The following is a 22,928-nucleotide window of genomic DNA, read 5'->3' on the forward strand; positions in this document are numbered from 1 at the left end:
CAAGGGCAAAAAGGCCGCGACGCCGCCGAGCCGGGTGTCACACGCCACTGACACCAGCATCCTCAGGCCGTCCTCATAAGCCTCTTGGGTTCACGCGTGCCGGTATGTCGTCATGCGCTTACTGCCTCCGTCGACAGCAGGCGGGCCGACGGGCACCCTCCAATACTTGAGCAAGAACAGCCAATTCTTGATCTGACTCTGCATCCATGCGCGCTCCCAATCTGTCGGCTCCGCTTGCTGCTCGTCGCTTCCGCGGCGTTGATTCCGTTGGCTGTCGTTTGCGGTTTAGCGCTGGATGGCCTGTCGAGGACGCAGCGGGAGCAAATTCAGACGACGACCGTGGCGTTGCCAGGGCTCTCGCCACTGCGGTGGATGGCGAGCTTCGATTAACCCGGCCCCGGATTCAGCCGATTGACGTCCGAATCTTGCAATGCGCCGCCTCGGAGAACGGCTGCCCGACCTTGAAGTTCTTCGAGCAGAACATGCGCCGCCCCGCCGTCGGCCCGAACAGTGACTGCGCAGATTGAGGGCGAGGCGCTGGCGACAAAGGATTCCCCATGCACGACGAACTCCAGTTCGGCGCGAGCAGGCACGAGCAAACGTTCACGTAAACGCCCTCAGCCATGGCCGCCTCCGCATGAAAAAACCATCCATACAGATGGTGATAGGATGGCCCATGCCATCCACTGCCGTAATTTCACGTTCAACCGCCAAGGCGCCGGACTCCGAGAAGATCACCATCAACATGGGCTTTGTCGATCTGGGCCATATCGACCTGCTCGTGGCGGAAGGCTTCTACTCGAACCGTACGGATTTCATTCGCACGGCCATTCGTACCCATCTCGCGACGCACGCCGATGTGCTGCGCCAAGCCGTGACACGCAAGATGCTGGTGCTGGGTTTGCAGAGTTTCTCTGCCGCGGACCTCGAGGCTGTACGCGCCGCTGGCGAGAAGCTCCAGATCCGGGTGCTCGGCCTTGCCGTCATCGATCCGAATGTCAGTCCCACGCTCGCCATCGCGGCCATCGACTCCGTGACGGTGCTCGGTGCGCTGCACGCGTCCCCCGCTGTCAAGGCGGCGCTGGCAGGACGCATCCGCTAATTTCATATCAGGTTGATCCATCTAATGAATCCACTTTTCGCCAGCCTCATAGACAAGGCCGCCCTCCTCACGCGCAACGGTCAACTGGCCCAAGCCACCGAGGCCATTCAGCATGCGTTGCGGGGCAAGGCAATGCCAGACCCCGCACCCTCCGCGGGATCGGATTCGCCGAAGGTCGACTCAGCCGTCATCGATGTCGAGGCCCGAGTGATCGACGCGGCGTGCCGGACTCACGCGCCCCAGGCGGCAGAAGACACCGAACAATGGCTCAGGGGCACGTTCGCACACCAAGGCCGCACCATCGACTACATGCTTTTCGTCCCCGTGTCGGCCGCAGGGCAGCGCGAGGTACCGCGACCGCTGATCGTGATGCTTCACGGCTGCACCCAGAACGCGGCCGACTTTGCCGCCGGCACGCGCATGAACGAGCACGCACGGGCCTGCGGCGCGATGGTTCTCTATCCCGAACAGGCGCAAAGGGCCAATGCCCAGAAATGCTGGAACTGGTTCAAGTCCCAGCATCAGCAACGCGGCCGAGGGGAACCAGCGTTATTGACCGCCTTGGTCCAACAGATCACACAACAGCAGCGCGCAGACCACCGCAGGGTCTACGTGGCCGGCTTGTCCGCAGGGGGAGCGATGGCCGATGTACTGGGCCATTGCTATCCCGACGTCTACGCTGCGGTGGGCGTGCATTCCGGTCTTCCGCACGCTGCCGCGCATGACGTGGTGTCGGCGTTGAGCGCAATGCGAACCGGCACGGCACCGGTATCCGCCCGAACGACCGGCACGCGGCCGCCGACCATTGTTTTTCATGGCGACGCCGACTCGACCGTCCACGTCAACAATGGGCTGGCCATCCTCGCGGGCGCAAGGCCAGGCGAGGTCAAGGAAGGTCAATCACCGTCGGGGCGGCGCTTCACCCGAACGCTGTATCCCGCCTCCCAAGCCCGCGGAGATTCCGAGCATTGGCGCCTTCACGGAATGGGCCATGCATGGTCGGGCGGTAGCGCGCAAGGCAGCTACACACAGCCCGAGTGTGCCGACGCGAGCCGCGAGATGCTTCGGTTCTTCCTTTCCCATCGATTGGACGACGACCGCCGCGGCGAGCAGTCTGTCTAGCCGACGTCAGAAAGCTGACGACGTTGCCGCCGGGCTTTTTCTCTACGAAGATCCAATGCCCAAGCCAGAGCAGGTCCGCGTTTCATGCGTGACATGTCCAGGACCCCGCACAGGCTGCCGATAACCGCGCTGTTCCCTGCAGAGCGATGCCAAACCCAAGAGGCATGCGGCTTTCTCCACATCTACGGCGCTCTGCTGCTCCCTGTCTTTGCTTGAAGTAAAGTCGTAAGTCCTCAACACGGACCCGCAAGGGAAGGACAAAAATGACCACACCGGAAGAGGCAACCGCAACCGCTTCAGCTGCAAACCTTCTTGGAACAGAGATGGCGCTGACAGCAGCGCTCAGAGCGCTCATCAAGACTCACCCCTACCCCGACCTGCTCGCACAAGAGCTTGCGCAGCAGCGACAGTTTTCTCAGGCTCACCTTGAAGCGAGTCCCGTCCCCGATAAAGCACTGATGGGCTTCGAATTGACTTGGGCGCTCATCCTCCATCGGGACCCCGCGCAGGACATACAGCTAGTGCCAGCATCTTAGGTGCAGGGCCTGCAGTCGCGGGTTCAAGCAGGCCTCAAGGCGCTTGGATCGGCAACGGCTGCAGCGGTGATCCGGCTTATGACGAGAGGAAGGCATTCGTGGGTGCACAGGTCGCAGATCGCCGCTGCGGAAGTGCCAGCGCGTACATGTGCGACGATATCTGACGGAGCTTGGCATGCGGGCATTCCGAGCCGCCATCCTCGCCGGCCGTGAATCGAGACTGCACCCGCGAAGACGGCGAGGGCTGTGAAGAAGAAGGCGTCTTGAGAGGTCGGCGACACGCTGGCTCGACGATGCCGTCGAGTGCTTCAGCACGCGAGCCCGGCGCGAGCGGGGCTGATTCATCTGCTGTCACGCAGCCATCCAGCCGTGCCGCTGTCACTTGTCTTGCCGGACGTTGCCGCCCGTCTCACTCGCAGGGCCTGCGCGCTCCTACAGATCGCACACGAATGGCGACTAACCTCGGAGGGGAAGACCATTGGGGTCCCTCCGATCGCCTGCCATGCCCGTCACCGCTTTTCTTGTCGAAGACAACAAGGTCATCAGAGACAACCTCATTCCCACGATCGAAAGCTTGTCCGGCGCACGCGTCGACGGCACTGCGGAAACCGAAGAGGATGCAATCACCTGGCTGATCTCGCACAACGGCGACTGGGACGTTGCAGTGGTCGATCTCTTTCTGCGGGAAGGTTCCGGGCTTCGCGTGGTCGACCGGTGCCGGGAACGCCAACCGCATCAGAGAGTGGTGATGCTCTCCAACTACGCGACGGCAGAAATGCGCCGGCAGGCGCTGAGCCTCGGGGCCGACGCGGTCTTCGACAAGTCGACAGAGATCGAAGGCCTGGTGGGCTACCTGCAAGCCCTCAATGGTCCCCGGTAGGCGGACTGGCACAGGCGCTCCAAGGTCGCGCGCCCCGCTGGCGTGATCCGAAGAACCAAGACGACTTCGGCTCGCTCATCCGGGACGCCGGGACCTCCCGGATATTCAGCCTCGACAAAGCCTGCCGCTTGAGCACCAGGACGTTGTTGATGTCGTCGAATGCATCCACCCTGAAAGGGAAACCAGCTTTCTCGATCTTGCGCAAAGAGTCCATTGGGATGGCTTCTGAGGTCTTCCTTTCGCTGGTACCGACCACGCCGGATTGGCGCATTTCGCCCCCTTTCCGGTGGCGGAAAAGGTGGCATGTTGACTCTCACTCGCAAGGCAGTAGCCATCTCAGCCATCTCCCTCTTGATCGTATCCCCGTCGCCAGGTTTCGGCGTCGTGTCGATGCCAGCCTTTTCCCGACAAGAGGCTGCTACGGGTAAAGTTCGACTTCCCACAGACGACGATTCAGAGGACCTAGATGAAGCAAGACCCCGTGCGCACCGGGATTCCAGGGTTGGACGAGGTGCTTCTGGGAGGCGTTCAGCGGAACAACAACATCCTGGTCGAAGGCGCGCCCGGCGCCGGAAAGACCACCCTCGGACTGGCTTTCATCCATGCCGGGGCTGCCCTTTACGACGAACCGGGCGTGATCGTCTCGTTCGAACTCGATCCCGAGAAACTGTTGCGGGACGCCAAGGGGTTCAACTGGGACTTGCAGCGGCTCATCGACGAGCGCAAGGTCAAGATCATCCAGACCTCGCCGGCGGTGCTGCTCAATGAATTCCGCTCCGCCGACGGCGCGTTCACCGCAGAGCTGACCTCCATCGGCGCGCGCAGGCTGATGATCGATGGCCTCACGCCGCTGCGCCTCTATGCCGAGGCCAACGACAAGCCGTTTCGTGAGGATGTTCACCTGCTCGTCGAGGGTCTCGCCCGGCTCGGCGTCACGACACTCGTCACCGCGGAACGCGCGGAAACGAAGCTGGAGGCACATGCCCATGAGCGATTCGTCTTCGACACCATCATCTCGCTGACCCGCACTGAAGTGCGTCGCCGGGTCCACAGGACGCTGGCGGTTGTCAAGTCGCGCGGCCAGGATTTCATCAGCGGAAGCCATTCGATGCGCATCGAGGCCGGCGCGGGCATCCACGTATATCGGCGTGCCCAGTCAGGCCCCAAGGTGGACGAGGACCAGCCCACTTCGAGCGAACGCGTATCCGTGGGATGCGCCGCGCTGGACGTGATGATGGCCGGCGGACTCTACGAGGGCTCGGTCACCATGGTCACTGGCATCTCCGGGACCGGCAAAACGGTCCTTGGCGTGCAGTTTCTCACCGCGGCCGTACAAGCCGGGCGGCGGGCGCTGCTGGTGACCCTGGACGAGCATCCGCGCCAGCTGATCCGCAACGCGGCGAGCTTGGGCTTCGACCTGGAGGGCCTCGTGCAGCAGGGCTCGCTCTTCATCCACTACGAATCGCCCCTGGAACTGGAACTGGACGTGCACTTCGACCGGGTGACCAAGCTGGTGGAGAAGGAGGGCATCGACTGCGTCGTGTTCGACTCGGCGGCCGTCTACGAGATGGCGAGTCCCGATCAGGCCTCCGACTTTCTCTACGCGCTGGCCGACTTCGTCAAGGGGCGGCTCGCGACGGCGTTCTTCAACTATGAGAGTCCTGAGCTCCTGGGCGTCTCGCAGATCAGCCAGGAACTCAAGGGGTCCCACCTGGTCGACAACATCATTCTGCTGAGTTACGTAGAAATCTCCACACGCCTGCGCCGCGCGATCGCAGTGCCGAAGGTGCGTGGGAGCAAGAACATCCAGACCACGCGTGAGTACGTCATCGGTGAAGGCGGCATCTCTCTGCTGGACGAATCGGCGGCCGAGGGAGAGGACGCCGCACCCGTGCCGCAGTTGCCCTTCTCTTCCTACTACGGTCTCCTGGCCCGCTCGCCGTCGCGCAAGAGTCCAGCGATCGAAGATGCCGTCGCGCATGGCAAAGCTTTGCCGGATTCGCCGGAACTGCCGCCCGAGACGAACCAGTGAGCAACGGCGCCGACGCGAAGAACGGTCCGACGGGGTTGGACTGGGAAGGCTGGCGTCATGCCCTCGCGCGTTTCGCCGCGGCAACCGAGCTTTGCGTCAGCGCCTACGGCCTGGACTGCGAAAGGCAGGCCGGGCCATTTGCCTCATCGAAGGTCGCGCGCATGCTGGCGGCTTCAGGTGTGTGGAACGAAGGCCGCCTGGGCGACAGGATCGAGCAGGACCTCGCCGCACAGATCCTCAGGACGGGCGCACCAGGGAACGCCAGCGTCGGCGAAGAGCTGCGCCTGCAGTCCGTCCCGTTGCTGGTCGGAGGACAGGTGCGGGGCGCGATCGTCTACGGATGGGCGTTCGCCACCTTCGGAACGCCACTGGGATGCGAGCGGATCGCGCGGCAGCTGGGTGTCGATGGCGCACGACTTTGGGCGGAGGTGCGGCTGGAGTCACCCGTTCCCGAGTCGCGCATGAAGGTGTATACCGAATTGCTCGAGACCATGATCGAGTCCACGGTCCGCCATGCCGAGGCGGTCGAACGCCTTCAGGAGCTCAGCCGACTGCGCGAGGTGTTCCTTGCCAGCGTGTCGCACGAGCTTCGCACGCCGTTGTCCGTGCTCGGCATGCGAATCGAGATCCTGCTGCGGAGTGCGCTCGCCGATCCGCAGGCCATCAGGGCGTCTCTTGTCGACATGAAGCACCACGTGAACACCGAGGCGCGGCTGATCGAGGATCTCATCGAGGCGTCACGAACTCGCACTGGCCAGCTGCGCATCGACATGCAGCCTGCGTCGCTTCGCGACATCCTCAAGGCAGCGATCTCCGCTGTGGTGCCGCATGCCGAGGCCAAGCAGATTGCCGTCGTGATTCCAGAGCTGGACGAACTTGGCCAGTTGCAACTCATCGCCGATCCCCATCGTCTGCAGCAGGTGTTCTGGAATCTTCTGTCCAACGCAGTCAAGTTCACTCCCGCGTCCGGACGCATCGAACTGCAGTTGCATTGCGATGCGCAGGCGTACACCGTGTCGGTGACCGACACGGGCAGCGGCATCGAAGAAGCGCTGCTCCCGCATGTTTTTACGCCGTTCACGAAGCAACTCAAGGCGAACGCCCAAGGCCTGGGGCTGGGGCTGTCCATCGCCCGCCACATCGTCGAGCGCCACGGCGGGACCATCCGGGTGGAAAGCGCCGGAAGTCATGCCGGGGCGACGTTCCATGTCACGCTGCCCGTGAACTTGCCGCCCGCGTACGACGCAGCCGCCTAGCGGGACGATGCACGCGACGGCACGGGGATGATGTTCGTGACCCATGAGATGAACTTCCGCGCGAAGCAGGCTGCGTCTGGTTCATGACAGCGCATCTCCCGATGGCGCCCACACGCCGCCACCGCAACCCACGCATGAAAGAGTTGCATGACCTCACGATAGCCATCATCCGACGTGATCGCGGGAGGTCGGCGGGCAGCCGCTCACTGCCTGAATCCAGGCAGTGCACCAATGACGTATGACGCCAACGAACTTCGGCAAACTCCGGGATGAGTTTCAGAGCGCGGGAGCCGACGCTCGAGCAGCTCAAGGCGTCGTCACACAACCTGGGCTATTTCTGGCGGAAAGAGGCCCAGGGCCTACGCCCGAGCAACGCGCGCATTTGCACACGACCCACCTAGCTGAGGAGGCAGGCTGCCGCAAGTACGTCGCAAGGCTGGAAGAACTATCGGACGCTCTGACAAATAAAAAAACATACCAGTGACTAACTGAACTTGTCAGCCCGAATGTCTCGCGTCGTGATCCCCCGTGGGAATATCAGCTCAGCCCCGTCGTCGCCACACACGCGGAAGGAACGGCTTGGAGAGATTCACACCCGTTGCGCGTCAATTGAACGAACCGCCCTGCACCGTCGCGACGCCCTATCGCGCCATGCAGCTCGATGCTGCATCCTACGATCCAGATGGACGCGGCGCCTTGGGCGCTGGCAGTTCCGAACGCTCGACGCTTCCAGGGCGTCCCGCCTGCGCCTTCAACAACTGGATCAGGTTCAGCCGCTGCCATGGTGCCGCAGGCAAGAGCACATCGGGCTGAAAAGGAACTTTTGGGCGATTGCAATCTTTGGTTACGAAGATAACATCACCATGTTATGGTGAGACAGGTTCACCGGAGATCGGGCGCGTCAGACCTTGGCGGCCCTTCACGCTTCAATTCAGTACTAAAAATCACCAAGGGCAAGGGGCCCATGACATTCGCAATCCGGATCGTGCCGCATCGCTTCTTGAGCCACTTCGCTTCGCTGCTGCCTCGGGAGCACTGCACGAAGTGCCCGCGATGAACAATACGTTCACCGAGCGTCTGAAGGAACTCACGGCGGACATCGGCCGCGGCTGGCAGTCCAGCCTCGCCCGCCACTGCGGGGTGACGCGTGCCGCGATCACCAACTGGCTTTCGGGTCGAAACAAGGGCATCGAGTCGACTCACCTCTTTGCTGTTGCCGATTATTTCCGGGTCAACCCGCGATGGTTGGCCACCGGCGCCGGACCCAAGTGGACCGAGATCCCGATGGATCTGTCGAAGCATGTGCATCCCACGGTGGGTGAGGTGCTGCACAAGTTCGAGGAGGTGACCGCCCGGCGCGAGCAGATGAGCGAATCCGACCGCATCGAGCTCTACATCTGGCTGGCCGACGAGAGACCGAGTCCTCAGGAACCGGCCGCCTCGCGAACCACAGGTTGACGCCCGCGGACGGCAGTGGCCTCACCCGGGCCGCCCTGAGGCTGACAGCACCGCTCCTTTGGCGCTGGCGAGAATCCAGCGGCGCCCGCGGGTGTCGTCAGCTGCCTGCGGCACAGGCTGGCTGGGCACCGCCACGATCCCTTCGAACTCGTTCAGCAGGCCCCGACATGCGCGTAGCTGGAGAGCCCGCAACTGGCGTCGATACCCTGTGAGACGGAGCTGGCGGTACGCTTGGACGAAGGCCACGCTCACCCGTAGGTACGGTCGCCGCTCAAGCCTGCGACCCCCTGCCCTTCACGATCTGTCAGCGAGGGGGAGTTTTTGGACAGGGCGGCACGTTCGGAGGACGCCTTGGCAATTGATGGCAGCGAAGCGCCGTCGGCGAGCCATGTGCCAGGCGTCGAAGATCGGTGATGCTCGCCTCACGTTCCAACTTGAGCGCGGTGTCGTTGGGGTGAATTGTCTATTTTTGCCATTTTTGCCATAATGGCCCAAAAGGAACTTCATGGCCGCCGTCCTTCCCAGCCTCAACGACCTTCCCCGTCAGAACGCCTCCCACGTCAAGAACCGATGGGGCGACGTGGTGCGCCAGGTCCAGCAGTCGGGCAGTGTGGCGGTCACCAACCACTCCACGGTGGAAATGGTGCTCCTGACCGCAGCCACATACAACCAACTGGTGGAAGACGCACAAGCGCTCAAGGCACGTGAGCAGTCGGTGCTCGACGAACTCGGCCGACGCTTCGACGCGCGTCTTGACATGCTGCAGCAGCCGGATGCCTCGGCGAAGGTGGGTGGCCTGTTCGCGGCCAAGGGCAAGCTGGCACGACGTCCCAAGGCGGGCGAGACGTTCTGATCGCGGTGGGTGCGCGCCCGTTCATCCTGGTGCTGGCCGGCGTCAATGGCGCTGGCAAAAGCTCTGTCGCAGGCGCCTTGCTCGAAGAGCACGGGCTGACCTGGTTCAATCCGGACACCTGCGCGCGGGAACTGGTCACGCAGCTCGGGTTGACGCAAGAAGAAGCGAATGCCCGCGCATGGCACCTAGGGCGCGAGCGACTGGAGACGGCGATTGCACAAGGTTCCAGCTATGCGTTCGAAACCACTCTGGGCGCGAAAACCATCCCCTCCTTGCTCGCGCGGGCCGCAGCAAGCCATGACGTGATCATGATCTATTGCGGTCTTTCCTCACCCGAGCAACACATGGCACGGGTTCAATCGCGGGTGGAACGTGGTGGCCACCACATTCCCGAAGCCAAGATCCGCGAGCGCTGGATTGCATCCCGCGCCAATCTCATCCAGCTGCTGCCGAAGCTGAGGCGACTGCAGGTCTTCGACAACAGCGCCGAAGCGGCGACCGGAGAAGACATCGCGGATCCGGTCCTGGTGCTCGAATTGAACTCCGGCGCGCCCATTTTTCCTCAGCCCAACGACCAGGCGGCGCTCGCTGCGACACCACCGTGGGCTCGCCCCATCGTCCAAGCGGCCATCGAGTTGCTGGGCTGACGAACGCCACGACCGGCAACTGCTCGGGCGGTCCCGTGGAGGCTACATCCAGCCCCGGGGTTGTTGGTGGTGGTCCCCGTGCAACCGAATTCGCTCGATCTCTGATCCTGGGATTCACTCAAACTGTCCAGGGATCCCGGCATCCGGTCGGCTGAGGACGCGGTCCTTGAACGAGACCTTTGCCGCCGGCCCTTGTCGGTGGGCTGCTTGGCGCACGCGAGGCGCAAGTTCCACGAACTCTGGGCCAATCACGGCAGCCCGGTGGGCGAGCGGGCGCTGAAGTTCTTCGGCGAGCTCTACGCCGTCGAACGCGAGGTCACCGAGCTTGAGCCTGAGGATCGAAGGCGAATCCGACAAGAGAGGTCGCGTAAGGTGGCTGATGCCCTGCAGCAATGGCTCGCCGGGCAACGGCAGCGGGTGCCGGATGGTTCGGCCACGGCCAGGGCAATCGACTACAGCCTCAAGCGCTGACAGGCGCTCACGCGCTACATCGACGACGGCGATCTGCCGGCGGACCACAACTGGGTGGAGAACCAGATCCGCCCGATCGCCATCGGACGATCGAATCGGCTGTTGGCGGGATCGCTACGGGCAGGCCAGCGCGCCGCGGCCGTCATGAGCTTGATACAGTCAGCGAAGCTCAACGGACATGAGGCGCACGTGTACCTCAGAGACATTCTTGAGGGGCTGCCCACCCAGCCGGCCAGACGCGTTGCGGAGCTGTTGCCGCATCGCTGGCTACCAGCCTGGTTGGCGACTGCCCGGCTCTGCCCATCAATCTTCACCATGCTGTGAGCGTTCTCCTACAAGGCGCATACTCCCGCAATGCGCCTAAGCCAATTCATCAGGGACAACGTCGAGCCGATTCTGGTGGAGTGGGAAAAGTTTGCTAGGACAATGATTCCCCCGGCGGAGACTATGTCCGTCGTCGAACTGCGCGACCATGCGCATGAAATCCTTCTCGCAATCGCCGATGAGATGGAATCGAGCCAGTCCGAAGCCGAGCGTGAAGCGAAATCCAAAGGCCTCGCAGAGTCGGGGATCAAGGCCACCTTTGCGGGAGTACACGGCACGCTGCGCCAGCGCGTTGGCTTCGACCTGACCCAGTTGAGCGCGGAATACCGCGCCCTGCGCGCATCCGTGCTGCGGCTCTGGATGGCCCGCATCGGCGAAGTCGATGCCACCGTGCTCGAGGAACTCATGCGTTTCAATGAGGGCATCGACCAGGGGCTTGCCGAAGCCATGCTCACCTACTCGGAGCACATGGCCAGCTCGCGGGATACCTTCCTCGCCGTGCTCGGCCACGACTTGCGCAGTCCGCTCGGCGCGCTCAGTTCCTGTGTACATCTGCTGGGGCACGTCGTCGACGGCAAGCCGAACGAACGCGCGCTACGCATTGCGAGGCAAAGCGTCACGTCAATCAGCGAGATGATCACCGACCTGCTCGAGTACACCCGCACCCGGTTGGGCCGCGGCATCGAAGTGACGCCTCAAGCGGGCAATTTCAGCGCCTTGTGCGAAGAGGCTTTCGACCAAGTCTGTGCTGCATACCCGCACCGCAAACTCGAAGCTGACATTGCTCCAGGCGTGATGATGAACTTCGATGCGTCGCGCATGCGCCAGGTGCTCTCCAATCTTCTGAGCAATGCTGTTCAGCACGGTGATCCGGATTTTCCGGTGGTTGTCGAGGCCCGCATCGATGGCAACGTGGCGCAGTTGATCGTGAAGAACCGCGGCACTCCAATTCCCGCAGACTCGATGCAGGTCATCTTCAATCCCTTGGTGCAGGTTGCCTCCAAGGAGTCGGAGCCCCACGAACGTCCGGCCACTAGTTTGGGCCTCGGTTTGTTCATCGCCCGCGAGATAGTGAAAGGCCATACGGGCACGATCACCGTGACTTCCTCGGAAAGTGAGGGAACGTCCTTTGTCGTGCGCTTGCCCCTATCTAACTCGGCGGGTTCTTGAGACGCACAGTGAGTTGAAGCGGGGCAGCCCTCCAGCGAGCTTCACCCTATGACCTGCCGAGCTGCCACTCGTGGAGCTCGGCGAGACACGCTATTTGCGCGCGGCAGACAAAGCGTTCAACACCGAAATGGACATTGCCCGGACTGCGGTCTTTATCGAGGTTTCTGCGACTGGTGCGAAATAGGGGGAGTGATTCGCTAGCACTCCTCTGCCATCGGTCTTCGCAGAAGCGATTGCCCGTGGGTCAAGACCGCCTATGAAGAAAAACATTGCCAGAATGCCGGCTTCTGATAACGCCGAAAAGTCCTCGCTCGCGCCACTCGCCGGGACTTGCACCACCATTTCACCAAATGCTTTCCGAAGCCCGCGATGGTGCCATTCACCAGTTCCTCGCTGTTGATAACGGAGCCCATTGCTGCGCCGAACTCGATCGCCGGTTCTGGTGCAGCCGCCATGGCCGCTGCCGCCAGCGCTGTGCGACGTACGCCTGCCACGAGCTTTTCGCGAACTGGCGGCTGGTATGAACGTATGGTTCCACGCACAACCACGCGATCTGGAATGATATTTCCCGCACTGCCGCCTGGAAGGCTCCTACCGTTACGACGCCGAACTCCGCGGGTTCCTTTTCTCGGCTCACGACAGATTGGACGTCCTGCACAAACCGCGAACTGGCCCAACGTGATCTACGAGAACCCGTCGTACAGCATCATTGCCAATCTGAACGTGGACACCGACGTCGACTACAACTTTGCGTCGAACAAGCTCAGTGCGCACTTTGACGCCGTGAGTACGGATCTCACCCGATTCAACTACGTGGAGGCCGTCAACGCGCGATACGGCGCAAGCCATGCCCCCTGAATTCCTCCGGACTCTCTTTGCGCCCGGTGTCAATCATTGCGGCGGCGGCGAGGGTCCTCATTCCGACCCATTCGACTTGCTCCACAAGATGGTCGAATGGTTGGAATCGGGTGTTGCACCAACCTCTGTTCTGGCGAGCCATCGAACTGGAGCGGTCGTGGACCGACCCTCACGCCCTCGTGACAACGCCCAATCTATATGGTTCTAGGGTGCGTCAGCCTGGCTATCAGCATCGTCGCGCTCGTCGTCCCCCTGATTCCAGGCATCGTTTTCCTTGCTCTTGCCGCTGCTTGCTTTTCCCGCTCGTCGCCCACAATGGACAAGTGGCTGACGACGCATCCACGATTCGGCAAGCTGATCACCAATTGGCAGACAGCTAGGGCGATCTCACGTACGGCGAAGTGGGTCGTCACCGGTCTATGTGTGGCGACGACCGGAGCAGCCGAGCGTGCCCGTAGCGGCCTAGAAGCTTTAGCGAGCTCGAGCCTTCCGCGAGCGGCGCCGCTCGAAACCCGGCCTGGATCTATTCGCTCACATGCACCGGAGCTACGCCGCGGCACGACCGTTGACCATGGCCTCAACCGCCGTTGGCTCGGAAGATCGCTCGATCCGTTTTTGGAACTGCCGTGCGACCGGACTGTCGCCCCAAACCACGGCCCTGCCATCGTCGACGGCCTGGCGTCCGTAGACGATCCATGCATCGCAGACGGTGCCGATGGACTCGACCACCTCGAAGCGTTCTGCATGCGCCATGGCGAAGGAAGTGAAGACGATACCCGCGCTGTAGCGCCCTTCTGTCAGACCGGATTGGACCGCGAGTACCGTCGGCTCGTGGACGATGTTCGGCCAGGCGGAAAGGTCGGCATAGCTCTGAGTGGCAGTCTGCACACCCACCTTGCCAGCGCCCTCCCCGCTTCCCTTGGACCGCACCAGCGCCATGGACTGGCTGGGAGAAATGAAGGCGTCCACCACCACCATGGCCGTGCGATAGGTGCCCGTGATCTCGGCTGCAGCCGGATGCACGGCGCACTGAAGCAGGTAGTCCGCCTCACCGGCGATCAGCGCGCGCGCACCGCTGTGGAAGTCGTCGAACAACACGATGCGGCAGGCCTGCGCGATGCCCTGCGCGGCCAGGTACTGCTGGAGCACGAAGTGATGGTTGCTGCCCTCATGGCCCAGCGTTGAAAAGATCAGCATGTGTTCGCCTTGGCGGTGGAACATGACGGGTGACAGTGCGTCGGCCTCGACGGCCATCTGCGAGGTTCGCGGCTTGCGCGAGAGCCGCGAAGCCTTGGCCGGCGCTTGCTCGAGCGCAGAACGAGCGATTCATGCAGACGTCGAGGGCGTACCGATGATCTCATCCTCAAGCCGGCATGTCTCCGTGATGATCAGTTCGTAGAGAGCACGCAGGAACGTCGGGCTCACGCCGTGCTCGGCGGCAAAAGCGGCGGCACGCTCCTGCACCACGCCAATGCGATGGGGCTGCATCATCGGAATCGCATGATCGCGCTTGTGCAGTCCGATCCGGCAGCAGCAATCGAGCCTGCGCCTTATGGTCTCTAGCAGCGTTCTGTCCAAGCCATCGAGTTCGTCGCGCAGCGACTGCAGGATTCGTTGGGCATCCTCACCGCTGCCGATAGCAACCGGAGTTGCGTCAAGGGCCGCGGTACCGGTTTCCTGGCGCCCGCTCGGGCGCCTTTGTTCTGAATTCATGGATGTCTCCTTATTCGAGCTTGATGCCCTGGCTCGCGATGATCTCGGTGAGCGTGGCCGTGTCGGCCTTCACCCGGCGCACCAGCGCCTCGCCCGAGATGCCGACGGCCTCGTAGCCATGCTGGAAAAGCTTCTGCCGCACCTCGGGCAGGCGAATGACCTCCGAGAGAACCTGGATCAGGCGCTGCACGATGGGGGCAGGCAAGCTGGCGGGGGCCGCCGCAGCGGTCCAGATCTCGAGTTCGAAATCCTTGAGGCCCGCTTCCCGCAGCGTCGGGTAGTCCGGCACGAGTTCGGAGCGGCGCGCCGAGGTCACGCCGATCGCGCGCAGCTTTCCGGCCTTGACTTGCTCCTGAGCAAGACCCGGCGGAAGGAGCGCCAGTTGCAACTGCGCTCCGATCAGCCCGGTGATGACCTGCGGATTGCCCTGGTACGGCACATGCACGGCGCCGATGCCTGTACGGGCCTTCAGAAGCTCCATGCCGAGGTGGCCGATCGTGCCGATGCCGGGTGTGCCATAGCTCCACTTGCTTCCGGCGCCGCGCGCCGCCTCGAGGAAGCCGCGGGGATCGGCCGTCGAGACCGCCGGCGTCGTGGCGAGCACCAGGGGCGCGGTGCAGATGATGCTCAGCGGCACCAGGTCCTTCTGCGGGTCGTAGGAGGTCGCCGGATTGAGGATCTTGGCGATCGTCATGTTGCCGTTGATTAGGATGCCGACCGTGTGCCTGTCGGTGGACTTCGCGACGATCTCCGCCGCGATGTTGCCGCTGGCGCCTGGATGGTTCTCGACGATCACAGGCTGACCCAGCGCCGTCGCCATGGGCGCGGCCAGGACGCGTGCCACGAAGTCCGGCGACGAGCCGCCTCCGAAGCCGACGACCAGGCGCAGCGGTCGCACCGGCCAGTTCAGATCCGCCGGACGGGTGCTCGTGGCGCCAGCCGCGTCGGGACCGGAGCGATTCGCGCCCGACGATTGCGCGCTGGCGATACCCGCACAGGCGAGCGCCATGAAAAGACAGAGCAGACGCGCGATACGCGTTCGAAAAACCAGGAGGAACATGGCAGCACCGGATGAGAATTGGAAGCCAAGTCTTGCTTCCACAATGCGTCGAATCAACTCCTGCATGGCGCGCAAAAAGCCCCGCGTGGCATCGAGGCTGCGAAGGCCCGACTTGCCCACGAGCGGGGCGAATCCGTGGCATGCCGTACTTGCCTGTCCTGCAAGATCGTTGTCCGACGTCGGCGGCGCGATACCGCGACTGATCTCATCCATGCAGGAATTGCTGCGGCGCGACCCGATCCCTCAACCTCTCCCAGGCTCTGTCGCGTCATCTGGCAATCTGTGGAGGCTGCGAGATACGCGAAGAGCCAATCCGGCAAGCAAGCCAATGGGTGACTCGTCGCCGGCGCGCTCTCGGAGAAAATCCACGACATGTTCATTCACCCGCCAAAAGGCACCGAGCGCGCGCAGACCTTGGCCGCCAAGCTCGGCTGCGTCGTCGGCGAACTCGATGAAGCGGGCGGCCGCGCGAAGCCCGCGCTGCTGGGCAGCCTGTCGGGATCCGCAAAGATCCTCGAAGAATTCGGCGGCACATGGCATCAGGCAGAACGCGTCTATCTCTTCGCCAATTGGCCGATGCTCGAAGCTGCGCTGCAGCATCTTGCCGAAGAGCGCGAGAAATCACGCCTTCGATAAAGCGACTGCACCTTGCGCGCTACCCGAGCAAGTACCGCGCACTACACAGTTTCACGTGTCGGTACTAGCAACCGGATGCCACGAAGGTCACGTAGGACCCTAGGCTCACCTGAAGAGGCATTGGACGTTGATACCGCTTATCAGCCAACTGTTGTCCACCGAACAGGCTATTTCGCAGGCGAGAACGAGGTCGGCGCCAAGAACGAGTTGTCCATCTTCGCAACGATTGGTCCTGCTGCCTCGCTCGCCTTTCTAACTTCAACCCATTCGGGATCGACGACAAACTTGCCCCACAGGGCTTCACGATCGGCCAGACTCTCCCAGACAAGCATGTAGGTGAGCACGTTGCTATCAGGTCCGACTGCGGTCGTCCAATAGCCGAGTTGACGAATTCCCAGCCGGTTCCAGATTCCCACGGTGTGATCGCGAAATCTGGCAAGAACGTCGGGTAGCCGGCCAGGCATTGCGGTATAGACGCGTAGTTCGTAGATCATCGACATCAGTCCCGAAAAGATAATTGCGAGTTGACGGGTAGCGGGCGTGAGCGCCGGACTCACATTGTGCTGCCAGAGTTCCAGCGGCCGTCAAAGGGCATGATCTGCCCATACGAAAGCCGCTCTCGGCGGCGGATTCACCCGGTCGATACGACGGTCTGGCTGAACATCTCAGCCGGCGGCTGAAAGCCAAGAGTTTTTCTTGGTATCTCGTTCAACTTTACAAGTCATCGTCCAGGTCATCTTCATGAACCTCGGCCGCGCGCCGTTTGGCGTCTGCGATCAACTCGCGCGCTGACTCCCCCCGTACCCAAGCGTCGACCATGTCTGCCCAGCACTGGAGCATGATTTTTCGTTCCGTTAGATATCGATTGACGTTGTAGACCGCTGCAATTCGATTCCGCGGTGCGTGCGCCAACGACATTTCAATCCAACGCTCATCGAATTTCGCTCGATTCAGTCCAGTCGAAAAGGTGCGGCGCAGATCGTGCACCCCGAAACTCTGAAACTCGGGGTCGTCTCTTTTGATTCGCTCCACGGCAGCATCGATCACCCGATTCAATGTCGCATCGGAGATCGGCTTGTCGCTGTCGTATCTGCCCGGGTGCAGATACAGGCTCGACCCGAAACACGAACGCAATGCCGTCAGGATGTCCAGTGCTTGTTCACTCAATGGCACAACGTGCGCGTTCCCGACTTTCATTCTTGCGGCTGGAATCGTCCAACGCTCGGTGTCGAAATCGACCTCTCCCCAAGTTGCATCGATGAATTCGCTCTTGCGAACGCCGCTCAACAAAATGAACTTCAACGCCAGGCGCAACGTGGGTGTAGTGGCAACCTGCTCCAGTGCAGCAAGAAATTTGCGAATCTCGGCCGGCGTCAATGCCCGGTCGCGGGGTTTGAACGTGGCAATGGCACTTGCTCGCACCGCTTCAGCCGGGTTGCTGACCGCCTGCCCCCTTCCCTGCGCGTGCCTGAAGACGGCCAGCACCACGTCGCGGACGTGGACGGCCACGGCCGGGCCGCGCTTCGCCTTAACGTCGTCGCACAGCCTCATTAGGCGTTGCGGTGTCACTTCCTCCAACTTGAGCCGGCCTAGCTGCGGCTCGATGACGCGGCGGTACGTGGAGCGGCGAAACGCCAGCGTGCTGTCCGCCAGTTGCTCGGCTCCGCTCTTCGGATCAGCCTTGTGTTGGAAGTAGCGCTCTGCCCAGCTCGCGAAACTCGGCGCCTCGGCCACTTGGGTACGTTTCTCCACCTTCGCACGTGACGGCGACTCGCCCCGCTCGACATCGCGCCTGGCGCGATCGAGCAGCGTGCGTGCCTCGCGCAGCGAGACGTCCATGCCGAATTCCAGCGCCTCGGGCTCGCGTGTCTGCCTGCTGTGCCCAGGCGAACTTTCATACCGCCCGATCGCCAGCGTCTCGCGCCTGCCGTTGATGCGGTAGTCGTAGCGGAAGGAAATCGTGCCGGTGGGCAGGACGGCGGCATACATGCCATCGCGGTCGCTCACCTTGTAGGGCTTGTCCTTGGGCTTCAGTGCCCCCAGCGTTTTGTCGGTGAGACCAGGCAAAGCACCCTCCAGGTCGGATTCGATATTTGATACCGTCAACCTTGCCTGACGGTATCGTCAGCCGCGATTTTCTCGGCTCCAAACTATACCGTCACCTGTACCGACAACAAGCCCATGACCCAGAGATATCGCTTGATACGGCAAGGAACAACTAAACCCTTGTCGCGTATCGATTTTTTGGAAAAACCCGATACTCAGTGGAACCCTGTGACACAGCACCGGATCATTCCCACTCGATCGTCGCCGGCGGCTTGCTCGACACGTCGTAGGTCACCCGGTTGATCCCGCGCACCTCGTTGATGATCCGCCCCGACACCTTCTTGAGCAGCGCGTACGGCAACTCCGCCCAGTCGGCGGTCATGAAGTCGCTGGTCTGCACGGCGCGCAGTGCGACGACGTAGTCATAGGTGCGGCCGTCGCCCATCACGCCCACGCTCTTGACGGGCAGGAACACGGTGAAGGCCTGGCTCGTGAGGTCGTACCAGGTCTTGCCGGTTTCGTCCTTGAAGTTGCGCAGTTCCTCGATGAAGATCGCGTCGGCGCGGCGCAGCAGGTCGGCGTATTCCTTCTTCACTTCGCCCAGGATGCGCACGCCCAGACCGGGGCCGGGGAACGGATGGCGGTAGACCATCTCGGGCGGCAGGCCGAGCGCCACGCCGAGTTCGCGCACTTCGTCCTTGAACAAATCACGCAGCGGTTCGAGCAGCTTCAGGCCCAGTTGCTCGGGCAGGCCACCGACGTTGTGGTGGCTCTTGATGGTGACGGCCTTCTTGCTCTTTGCGCCGCCCGACTCGATCACGTCGGGGTAGATCGTTCCTTGCGCCAGGAAGGTCGCACCCTTGTGGCCGCCGTCGCCGGCCTTGAGCTTCGCGGCCTCCTGCTTGAACACCGTGACGAACTCGCCGCCGATGATCTTGCGCTTGGCTTCGGGGTCGCTCACGCCAGCGAGCTTTCCGAGGAACAGGTCGCTGGCATCCACGCGAATCACCTTCGCATGCAGCTTGCCTTCGAACATCTCCATGACCATGTCGCCTTCATTCAGGCGCAAGAGGCCGTGGTCGACGAACACGCAGGTCAGTTGGTCGCCGATGGCGCGGTGGATGAGCGCGGCAGCCACGCTCGAATCGACACCGCCCGAGAGGCCGAGGATGACTTCTTCATCGCCCACCTGCTCGCGGATTTTCTCGACGGCTTCGGCGATGTGGTCGCGCATGACCCAATCGGGCTTGGCTTCGCAGATGCCGAGCACGAAGCGCTCGATGATTGCCTTGCCCTGCACCGTGTGCGTGACTTCGGGGTGGAACTGCAGCGCGTAGTAGCGGCGCGCCTCGTCGGCCATGCCGGCGATCGGGCAGCTGTCGGTGCTGGCCATGAGCTTGAAGCCCGGGGGCAGCTCGGTGACCTTGTCGCCGTGGCTCATCCACACGTTGAGCATGCCGTGGCCTTCGGGCGTGGTGAAGTCGGCGATGTCTTTCAAGAGCGCGGTGTGGCCATGCGCGCGCACGGCGGCGAAGCCGAACTCGCGCTTGTGGCCGCCTTCGACCTTGCCACCCAATTGGTGGGCCATCGTCTGCATGCCGTAGCAGATGCCGAGCACCGGAATGCCAAGGTCGAACACGGCTTGCGGGCACTTGTCGGTGGTCTCTTCATAGACGCTCGCGTGGCTGCCCGAAAGGATCACGCCTTTCAGGTGGCCGTCGGCCGCGTATTCGCGCACCCATTCGTCGGTGACGTCGCAGGGATGCACTTCGCTCAGCACATGCGCCTCGCGCACGCGGCGTGCGATGAGTTGGGTAACTTGCGAGCCGAAGTCGAGGATGAGGATCTTGTCGTGTTGCATGGCGAGAGGACTCAGAGCGTTGAAATGTCGAACAGCTTCACGCCCGCATGGGGCGCTGCCTGGATGAGTTGCTCGTCGAAGGTGGCGAGCGGGAGATTGAGCGACTTGGCGAGCCAGAGATAGCCCGCGTCGTAGATCGAGATGCCGGCGTCGATGGCGACCGCGAGCACGGCCTTGTGCTGGGCGGGTGCGAGTTCGTGCAACTCGACGCGGTGGCGGATGGCGTCGAGCACGCTCCACAGTCCTTCGACCGCGGAGGTCGGAATGCGGCCGCTGCGCACGCCGTTCGCGAGGATGTTGGCGCACTCCCATTGCCAGGCGTTGGGCGCCTGTGGCTCGACCTCGTCGCGGCGGATGGCGGCGTAGAGCTTGCGGGTGTGCTCGCTGGCCTGGTCTGGCAGCAGCCAGGCGGCAGTGACGGAGGCGTCCATGACGAAGGCTGTCACGATTGGCGCCCTTCGTCGAGCAATGCGCGAAGAGAGAGACCGGGCTGGATGGCGGCGTGCAGCGCGTCGATCTGGCCGAGTTCGCGGGCGATCTGCTCGTCGGTGATGACCGGCTTGCGCCGCACCGGCAGCATGCGCACGACTTCCTTGCCGTGGCGGGTGATGCGAACCTCCTCGCCCTTTTCGACCAGGTCGATCAGGGCGGAGAAGTTGTTCTTGGCTTCAGCGATGCCGATGGATTGCATTTGGGCCAGAAAAATTAAGTCTGGCCCAAATTCTAAACCGAGTCTGGCCTGACTTTCAAGGTCTGGCCAGATTGGGTTTATTCAGCGCGGTAGTTCGGCGCTTCTTTCGTGATCTGCACGTCGTGCACGTGGCTCTCACGGATACCGGCTGTGGTGATCTCGACGAACTCGGCCTTGTTCTGCATGTCCGCGATGGTCGCGCAGCCGCAGTAGCCCATGCTGGCGCGCACGCCGCCCGCCATCTGGTAGACGATCGAGACGATCGAGCCCTTGTAGGGCACGCGGCCTTCGATGCCTTCGGGCACGAGCTTGTCGGTGTTGGGGTTGCCGGTGGTCGATTCCTGGAAGTACCGGTCGGCGCTGCCCTGCTGCATCGCGCCGATGGAGCCCATGCCGCGGTAGCTCTTGTAGCTGCGGCCCTGGTACAGCACGATTTCACCGGGTGCCTCTTCGGTGCCGGCGAACATGCTGCCCATCATCACGGTGCTGGCGCCTGCGGCGATCGCCTTGGCGATGTCGCCCGAGTAGCGCACGCCGCCGTCGGAGATCAGCGGAATGCCCGTGCCCTGCAGTGCGGTGGCAACGCTGTCGACCGCCATGATCTGCGGCACGCCCACGCCCGCCACGATGCGGGTGGTGCAGATGGAGCCCGGGCCGATGCCGACCTTGACCGCGTCGGCGCCGACATCGGCCAGCGCACGCGCCGCATCACCGGTGGCGATGTTGCCGCCGATCACGTCGACCTGCGGATAGTTGCGCTTGACCCAGCGCACGCGCTCGATCACGCCGGCGCTGTGGCCGTGTGCGGTGTCGACCACGATGGCATCGACGCCGGCCTTCACGAGCGCTTCGACGCGCTCCTCGGTGCCGTCGCCCACGCCCACCGCCGCGCCCACGCGCAGGCGGCCGTTGGCATCGCGTGCGGCATTCGGGAAGCTGGTCTGCTTGGTGATGTCCTTGACGGTGATGAGGCCCTTGAGCTCCCAGTCGCCGTTGATGACCAGGAGGCGCTCGAGCTTGTACTTGTTCAGCAGCGCCTTGGCTTCGGCCAGCGTGGTGCCGTCGGGCACGGTGATGAGCTTGTCGCGCTGCGTCATGATTTCGCTGACGGGGACGTCGTAGCGGTTCTCGAAGCGCAGGTCGCGGCCGGTGACGATGCCGACCACCTTGCCCGCATCCACCACCGGGAAACCGGAGATGCCGAGCTGGTCAGACAGCGCCATCACCTGGCGCACAGAGTGCGTCGGCGTGATCACCACCGGGTCGCGCAGCACGCCCGATTCGTAGCGCTTCACGCGGGCCACTTCGGCGGCCTGCTGTTGCGCGGTGAGGTTCTTGTGAACGATCCCGATGCCGCCCTCCTGCGCGATCGCGATCGCTAGGCGGGCTTCTGTCACGGTGTCCATGGCCGCCGAGACGAGCGGCAGGTTCAGCGTGATGTTGCGGGAGAGTTTGGTGGCGAGAGAGGTGTCCTTGGGCAGGACCTGGGAGAACGCTGGCACCAACAACACGTCGTCGAAGGTGAGCGCTTTGCCGAGAAGGCGCATGGGTGAAGCTCCAAAAGACGGATTGTAACGAGGCTCCCGGGCCGTCCGCCCGGCCGGGCTTTTCAGGACCGTTGCAAAAGCACCCACCGAGGATGTTGCAAGAAGTAAGGCGCGGCTAAACTTCGGGCATGAAATTCATGCACTGGCTGCTGGTGGGATGTGTCGTGGCGCTGCCGCTCTCTGCGAGCGCGCAATGGCAATGGATCGACAAGGACGGCAAGAAGGTCTTCAGCGACCAGGCGCCGCCGCCCGATGTTCCCGAGAAGAACATCCTGCGCCGTTCGGGCACACCGCCGCCGCGGCCTGCCGCCGGCATTGACGCTCCAGCGGCCGAGGGCGCCGAAGCTGGAGTGGCGCCCAAGGCGCGCGAAAGCGCTGCAGCGCCCAAACCGAGCGGCGTCGACAAGGAACTCGAGGAAAAGACGAAGAAAGCCGAGGCCGAAGAAAAGGCCAAGCGCGCAGCCGAAGAGGCGAAGGTCGCCAAGGCCAAGGCCGACAACTGCGCCCGCGCCCGCGAAGGCAAGTCCACGCTGGACAGCGGCATCCGCATCGCGAAGGTGAATGCCAAGGGCGAGCGCGAGATCATGGACGACTCCGCGCGCGTGGCCGAGCAGAAGCGGATCCAGTCGGTCATCGACAGCGACTGCAAATAAAAAGCCGGCGGA

The 22,928-nt window shown here is 62.9% G+C and carries 23 protein-coding genes and 2 pseudogenes; 16 read left to right on the forward strand and 9 right to left on the reverse strand.

Translation table 11 applies throughout. The features are described 5' to 3' along the window. Positions 1 to 676: 676 nt before the first annotated feature. From QF040_RS08060 to QF040_RS08125, 14 genes and pseudogenes are all read left to right on the forward strand, one after another. Positions 677 to 1,102 (forward strand): CopG family transcriptional regulator, encoded by a 426-nt coding sequence (locus QF040_RS08060; RefSeq protein WP_429610610.1) that lies wholly within the window; start codon positions 677 to 679, stop codon positions 1,100 to 1,102. A gap of 24 nt (positions 1,103 to 1,126) precedes the next feature. Continuing rightward, a complete protein-coding gene (locus tag QF040_RS08065) occupies positions 1,127 to 2,224 on the forward strand; it encodes an extracellular catalytic domain type 1 short-chain-length polyhydroxyalkanoate depolymerase (RefSeq protein WP_429610611.1) in 1,098 nt (365 codons plus the stop codon). 263 nt (positions 2,225 to 2,487) lie between these two features. Beyond that, complete coding sequence (locus tag QF040_RS08070) at positions 2,488 to 2,760, forward strand: hypothetical protein (protein ID WP_429610612.1); 273 nt, start codon at positions 2,488 to 2,490, stop codon at positions 2,758 to 2,760. A gap of 502 nt (positions 2,761 to 3,262) precedes the next feature. Beyond that, positions 3,263 to 3,640 (forward strand): response regulator, encoded by a 378-nt coding sequence (locus QF040_RS08075; protein ID WP_429610613.1) that lies wholly within the window; start codon positions 3,263 to 3,265, stop codon positions 3,638 to 3,640. 466 nt (positions 3,641 to 4,106) lie between these two features. Further along, positions 4,107 to 5,672: an ATPase domain-containing protein gene (locus QF040_RS08080; RefSeq protein ID WP_429610614.1), complete on the forward strand. Its 1,566-nt coding sequence runs from the start codon at positions 4,107 to 4,109 to the stop codon at positions 5,670 to 5,672. Beyond that, positions 5,669 to 6,928: a sensor histidine kinase gene (locus QF040_RS08085; RefSeq protein WP_429610615.1), complete on the forward strand. Its 1,260-nt coding sequence runs from the start codon at positions 5,669 to 5,671 to the stop codon at positions 6,926 to 6,928. The genes QF040_RS08080 and QF040_RS08085 overlap by 4 nt, the downstream gene beginning before the upstream one ends. Positions 6,929 to 7,981: 1,053 nt before the next feature. Beyond that, a complete protein-coding gene (locus QF040_RS08090) occupies positions 7,982 to 8,386 on the forward strand; it encodes a helix-turn-helix domain-containing protein (protein ID WP_429610616.1) in 405 nt (134 codons plus the stop codon). 505 nt (positions 8,387 to 8,891) lie between these two features. Next, the gene (locus QF040_RS08095) at positions 8,892 to 9,239 is read left to right on the forward strand and encodes a type II toxin-antitoxin system prevent-host-death family antitoxin (RefSeq protein WP_429610617.1); all 348 of its coding nucleotides are present in this window, start codon (positions 8,892 to 8,894) and stop codon (positions 9,237 to 9,239) included. Between the two features lie 5 nt (positions 9,240 to 9,244). Then, positions 9,245 to 9,886 (forward strand): AAA family ATPase, encoded by a 642-nt coding sequence (locus QF040_RS08100; protein ID WP_429610618.1) that lies wholly within the window; start codon positions 9,245 to 9,247, stop codon positions 9,884 to 9,886. Between the two features lie 198 nt (positions 9,887 to 10,084). Next, a pseudogene (locus QF040_RS08105) lies at positions 10,085 to 10,681 on the forward strand (IS66 family transposase); the annotation flags it as partial. A gap of 30 nt (positions 10,682 to 10,711) precedes the next feature. Next, a complete protein-coding gene (locus QF040_RS08110) occupies positions 10,712 to 11,851 on the forward strand; it encodes an ATP-binding protein (protein ID WP_429610619.1) in 1,140 nt (379 codons plus the stop codon). Positions 11,852 to 12,529: 678 nt separating this feature from the next. Next, positions 12,530 to 12,709 carry a hypothetical protein gene (locus QF040_RS08115; RefSeq protein ID WP_429610620.1) on the forward strand — a complete coding sequence of 60 codons (180 nt, stop codon included), beginning with the start codon at positions 12,530 to 12,532 and terminating at the stop codon, positions 12,707 to 12,709. After that, the gene (locus QF040_RS08120; RefSeq protein WP_429610621.1) at positions 12,699 to 12,917 is read left to right on the forward strand and encodes a tannase/feruloyl esterase family alpha/beta hydrolase; all 219 of its coding nucleotides are present in this window, start codon (positions 12,699 to 12,701) and stop codon (positions 12,915 to 12,917) included. Before QF040_RS08115 ends, QF040_RS08120 begins: the two co-directional genes overlap by 11 nt. Next, positions 12,908 to 13,132 (forward strand): annotated as a pseudogene (locus QF040_RS08125) (YbaN family protein); the annotation flags it as partial. The gene QF040_RS08120 and the pseudogene QF040_RS08125, both read left to right, overlap by 10 nt. 123 nt (positions 13,133 to 13,255) lie before the next feature. Here QF040_RS08125 and QF040_RS08130 read toward each other — a convergent pair. From QF040_RS08130 to QF040_RS08140, 3 genes are all read right to left on the reverse strand, one after another. Then, positions 13,256 to 13,963, reverse strand: coding sequence for a hypothetical protein (locus QF040_RS08130; RefSeq protein WP_429614736.1), 708 nt, complete (start codon positions 13,961 to 13,963; stop codon positions 13,256 to 13,258). 72 nt (positions 13,964 to 14,035) lie between these two features. After that, the gene (locus QF040_RS08135; protein ID WP_429610622.1) at positions 14,036 to 14,422 is read right to left on the reverse strand and encodes a chorismate mutase family protein; all 387 of its coding nucleotides are present in this window, start codon (positions 14,420 to 14,422) and stop codon (positions 14,036 to 14,038) included. A 10-nt stretch (positions 14,423 to 14,432) separates the two neighbouring features. Beyond that, on the reverse strand, positions 14,433 to 15,431 hold the full coding sequence (locus tag QF040_RS08140) for a Bug family tripartite tricarboxylate transporter substrate binding protein (RefSeq protein ID WP_429614631.1): 999 nt from the start codon (positions 15,429 to 15,431) through the stop codon (positions 14,433 to 14,435). A gap of 465 nt (positions 15,432 to 15,896) precedes the next feature. Here QF040_RS08140 and QF040_RS08145 point away from each other — a divergent pair, with 465 nt between their 5' ends. After that, complete coding sequence (locus QF040_RS08145; protein ID WP_307506203.1) at positions 15,897 to 16,118, forward strand: hypothetical protein; 222 nt, start codon at positions 15,897 to 15,899, stop codon at positions 16,116 to 16,118. Positions 16,119 to 16,285: 167 nt separating this feature from the next. Here QF040_RS08145 and QF040_RS08150 read toward each other — a convergent pair whose 3' ends face one another. The 6 genes from QF040_RS08150 to guaB form a co-directional block, all read right to left on the reverse strand. After that, complete coding sequence (locus tag QF040_RS08150; protein ID WP_307506200.1) at positions 16,286 to 16,612, reverse strand: NIPSNAP family protein; 327 nt, start codon at positions 16,610 to 16,612, stop codon at positions 16,286 to 16,288. A 220-nt stretch (positions 16,613 to 16,832) separates the two neighbouring features. Next, positions 16,833 to 18,185, reverse strand: a complete 1,353-nt coding sequence (locus QF040_RS08155) for a tyrosine-type recombinase/integrase (RefSeq protein WP_307683483.1) — start codon at positions 18,183 to 18,185, stop codon at positions 16,833 to 16,835. A 223-nt stretch (positions 18,186 to 18,408) separates the two neighbouring features. Next, positions 18,409 to 20,025, reverse strand: coding sequence for a glutamine-hydrolyzing GMP synthase (guaA, locus tag QF040_RS08160; RefSeq protein ID WP_429610623.1), 1,617 nt, complete (start codon positions 20,023 to 20,025; stop codon positions 18,409 to 18,411). 11 nt (positions 20,026 to 20,036) lie between these two features. Then, positions 20,037 to 20,456 carry a type II toxin-antitoxin system VapC family toxin gene (locus tag QF040_RS08165; protein ID WP_306879688.1) on the reverse strand — a complete coding sequence of 140 codons (420 nt, stop codon included), beginning with the start codon at positions 20,454 to 20,456 and terminating at the stop codon, positions 20,037 to 20,039. 11 nt (positions 20,457 to 20,467) lie between these two features. Next, positions 20,468 to 20,716, reverse strand: a complete 249-nt coding sequence (locus tag QF040_RS08170) for a type II toxin-antitoxin system Phd/YefM family antitoxin (RefSeq protein ID WP_013541284.1) — start codon at positions 20,714 to 20,716, stop codon at positions 20,468 to 20,470. A gap of 77 nt (positions 20,717 to 20,793) precedes the next feature. Beyond that, positions 20,794 to 22,263, reverse strand: a complete 1,470-nt coding sequence (gene guaB, locus QF040_RS08175; protein ID WP_013541283.1) for an IMP dehydrogenase — start codon at positions 22,261 to 22,263, stop codon at positions 20,794 to 20,796. A 128-nt stretch (positions 22,264 to 22,391) separates the two neighbouring features. On the opposite strand from guaB, the gene QF040_RS08180 reads away from it, so the two are divergent. Next, positions 22,392 to 22,916 carry a DUF4124 domain-containing protein gene (locus QF040_RS08180; RefSeq protein WP_429610624.1) on the forward strand — a complete coding sequence of 175 codons (525 nt, stop codon included), beginning with the start codon at positions 22,392 to 22,394 and terminating at the stop codon, positions 22,914 to 22,916. Positions 22,917 to 22,928 lie beyond the last annotated feature (12 nt).

It is taken from the genome of Variovorax sp. W2I14 (genome assembly GCF_050435205.1).
GTDB classification, from domain to species: Bacteria; Pseudomonadota; Gammaproteobacteria; order Burkholderiales; family Burkholderiaceae_C; genus Variovorax; species Variovorax paradoxus_C.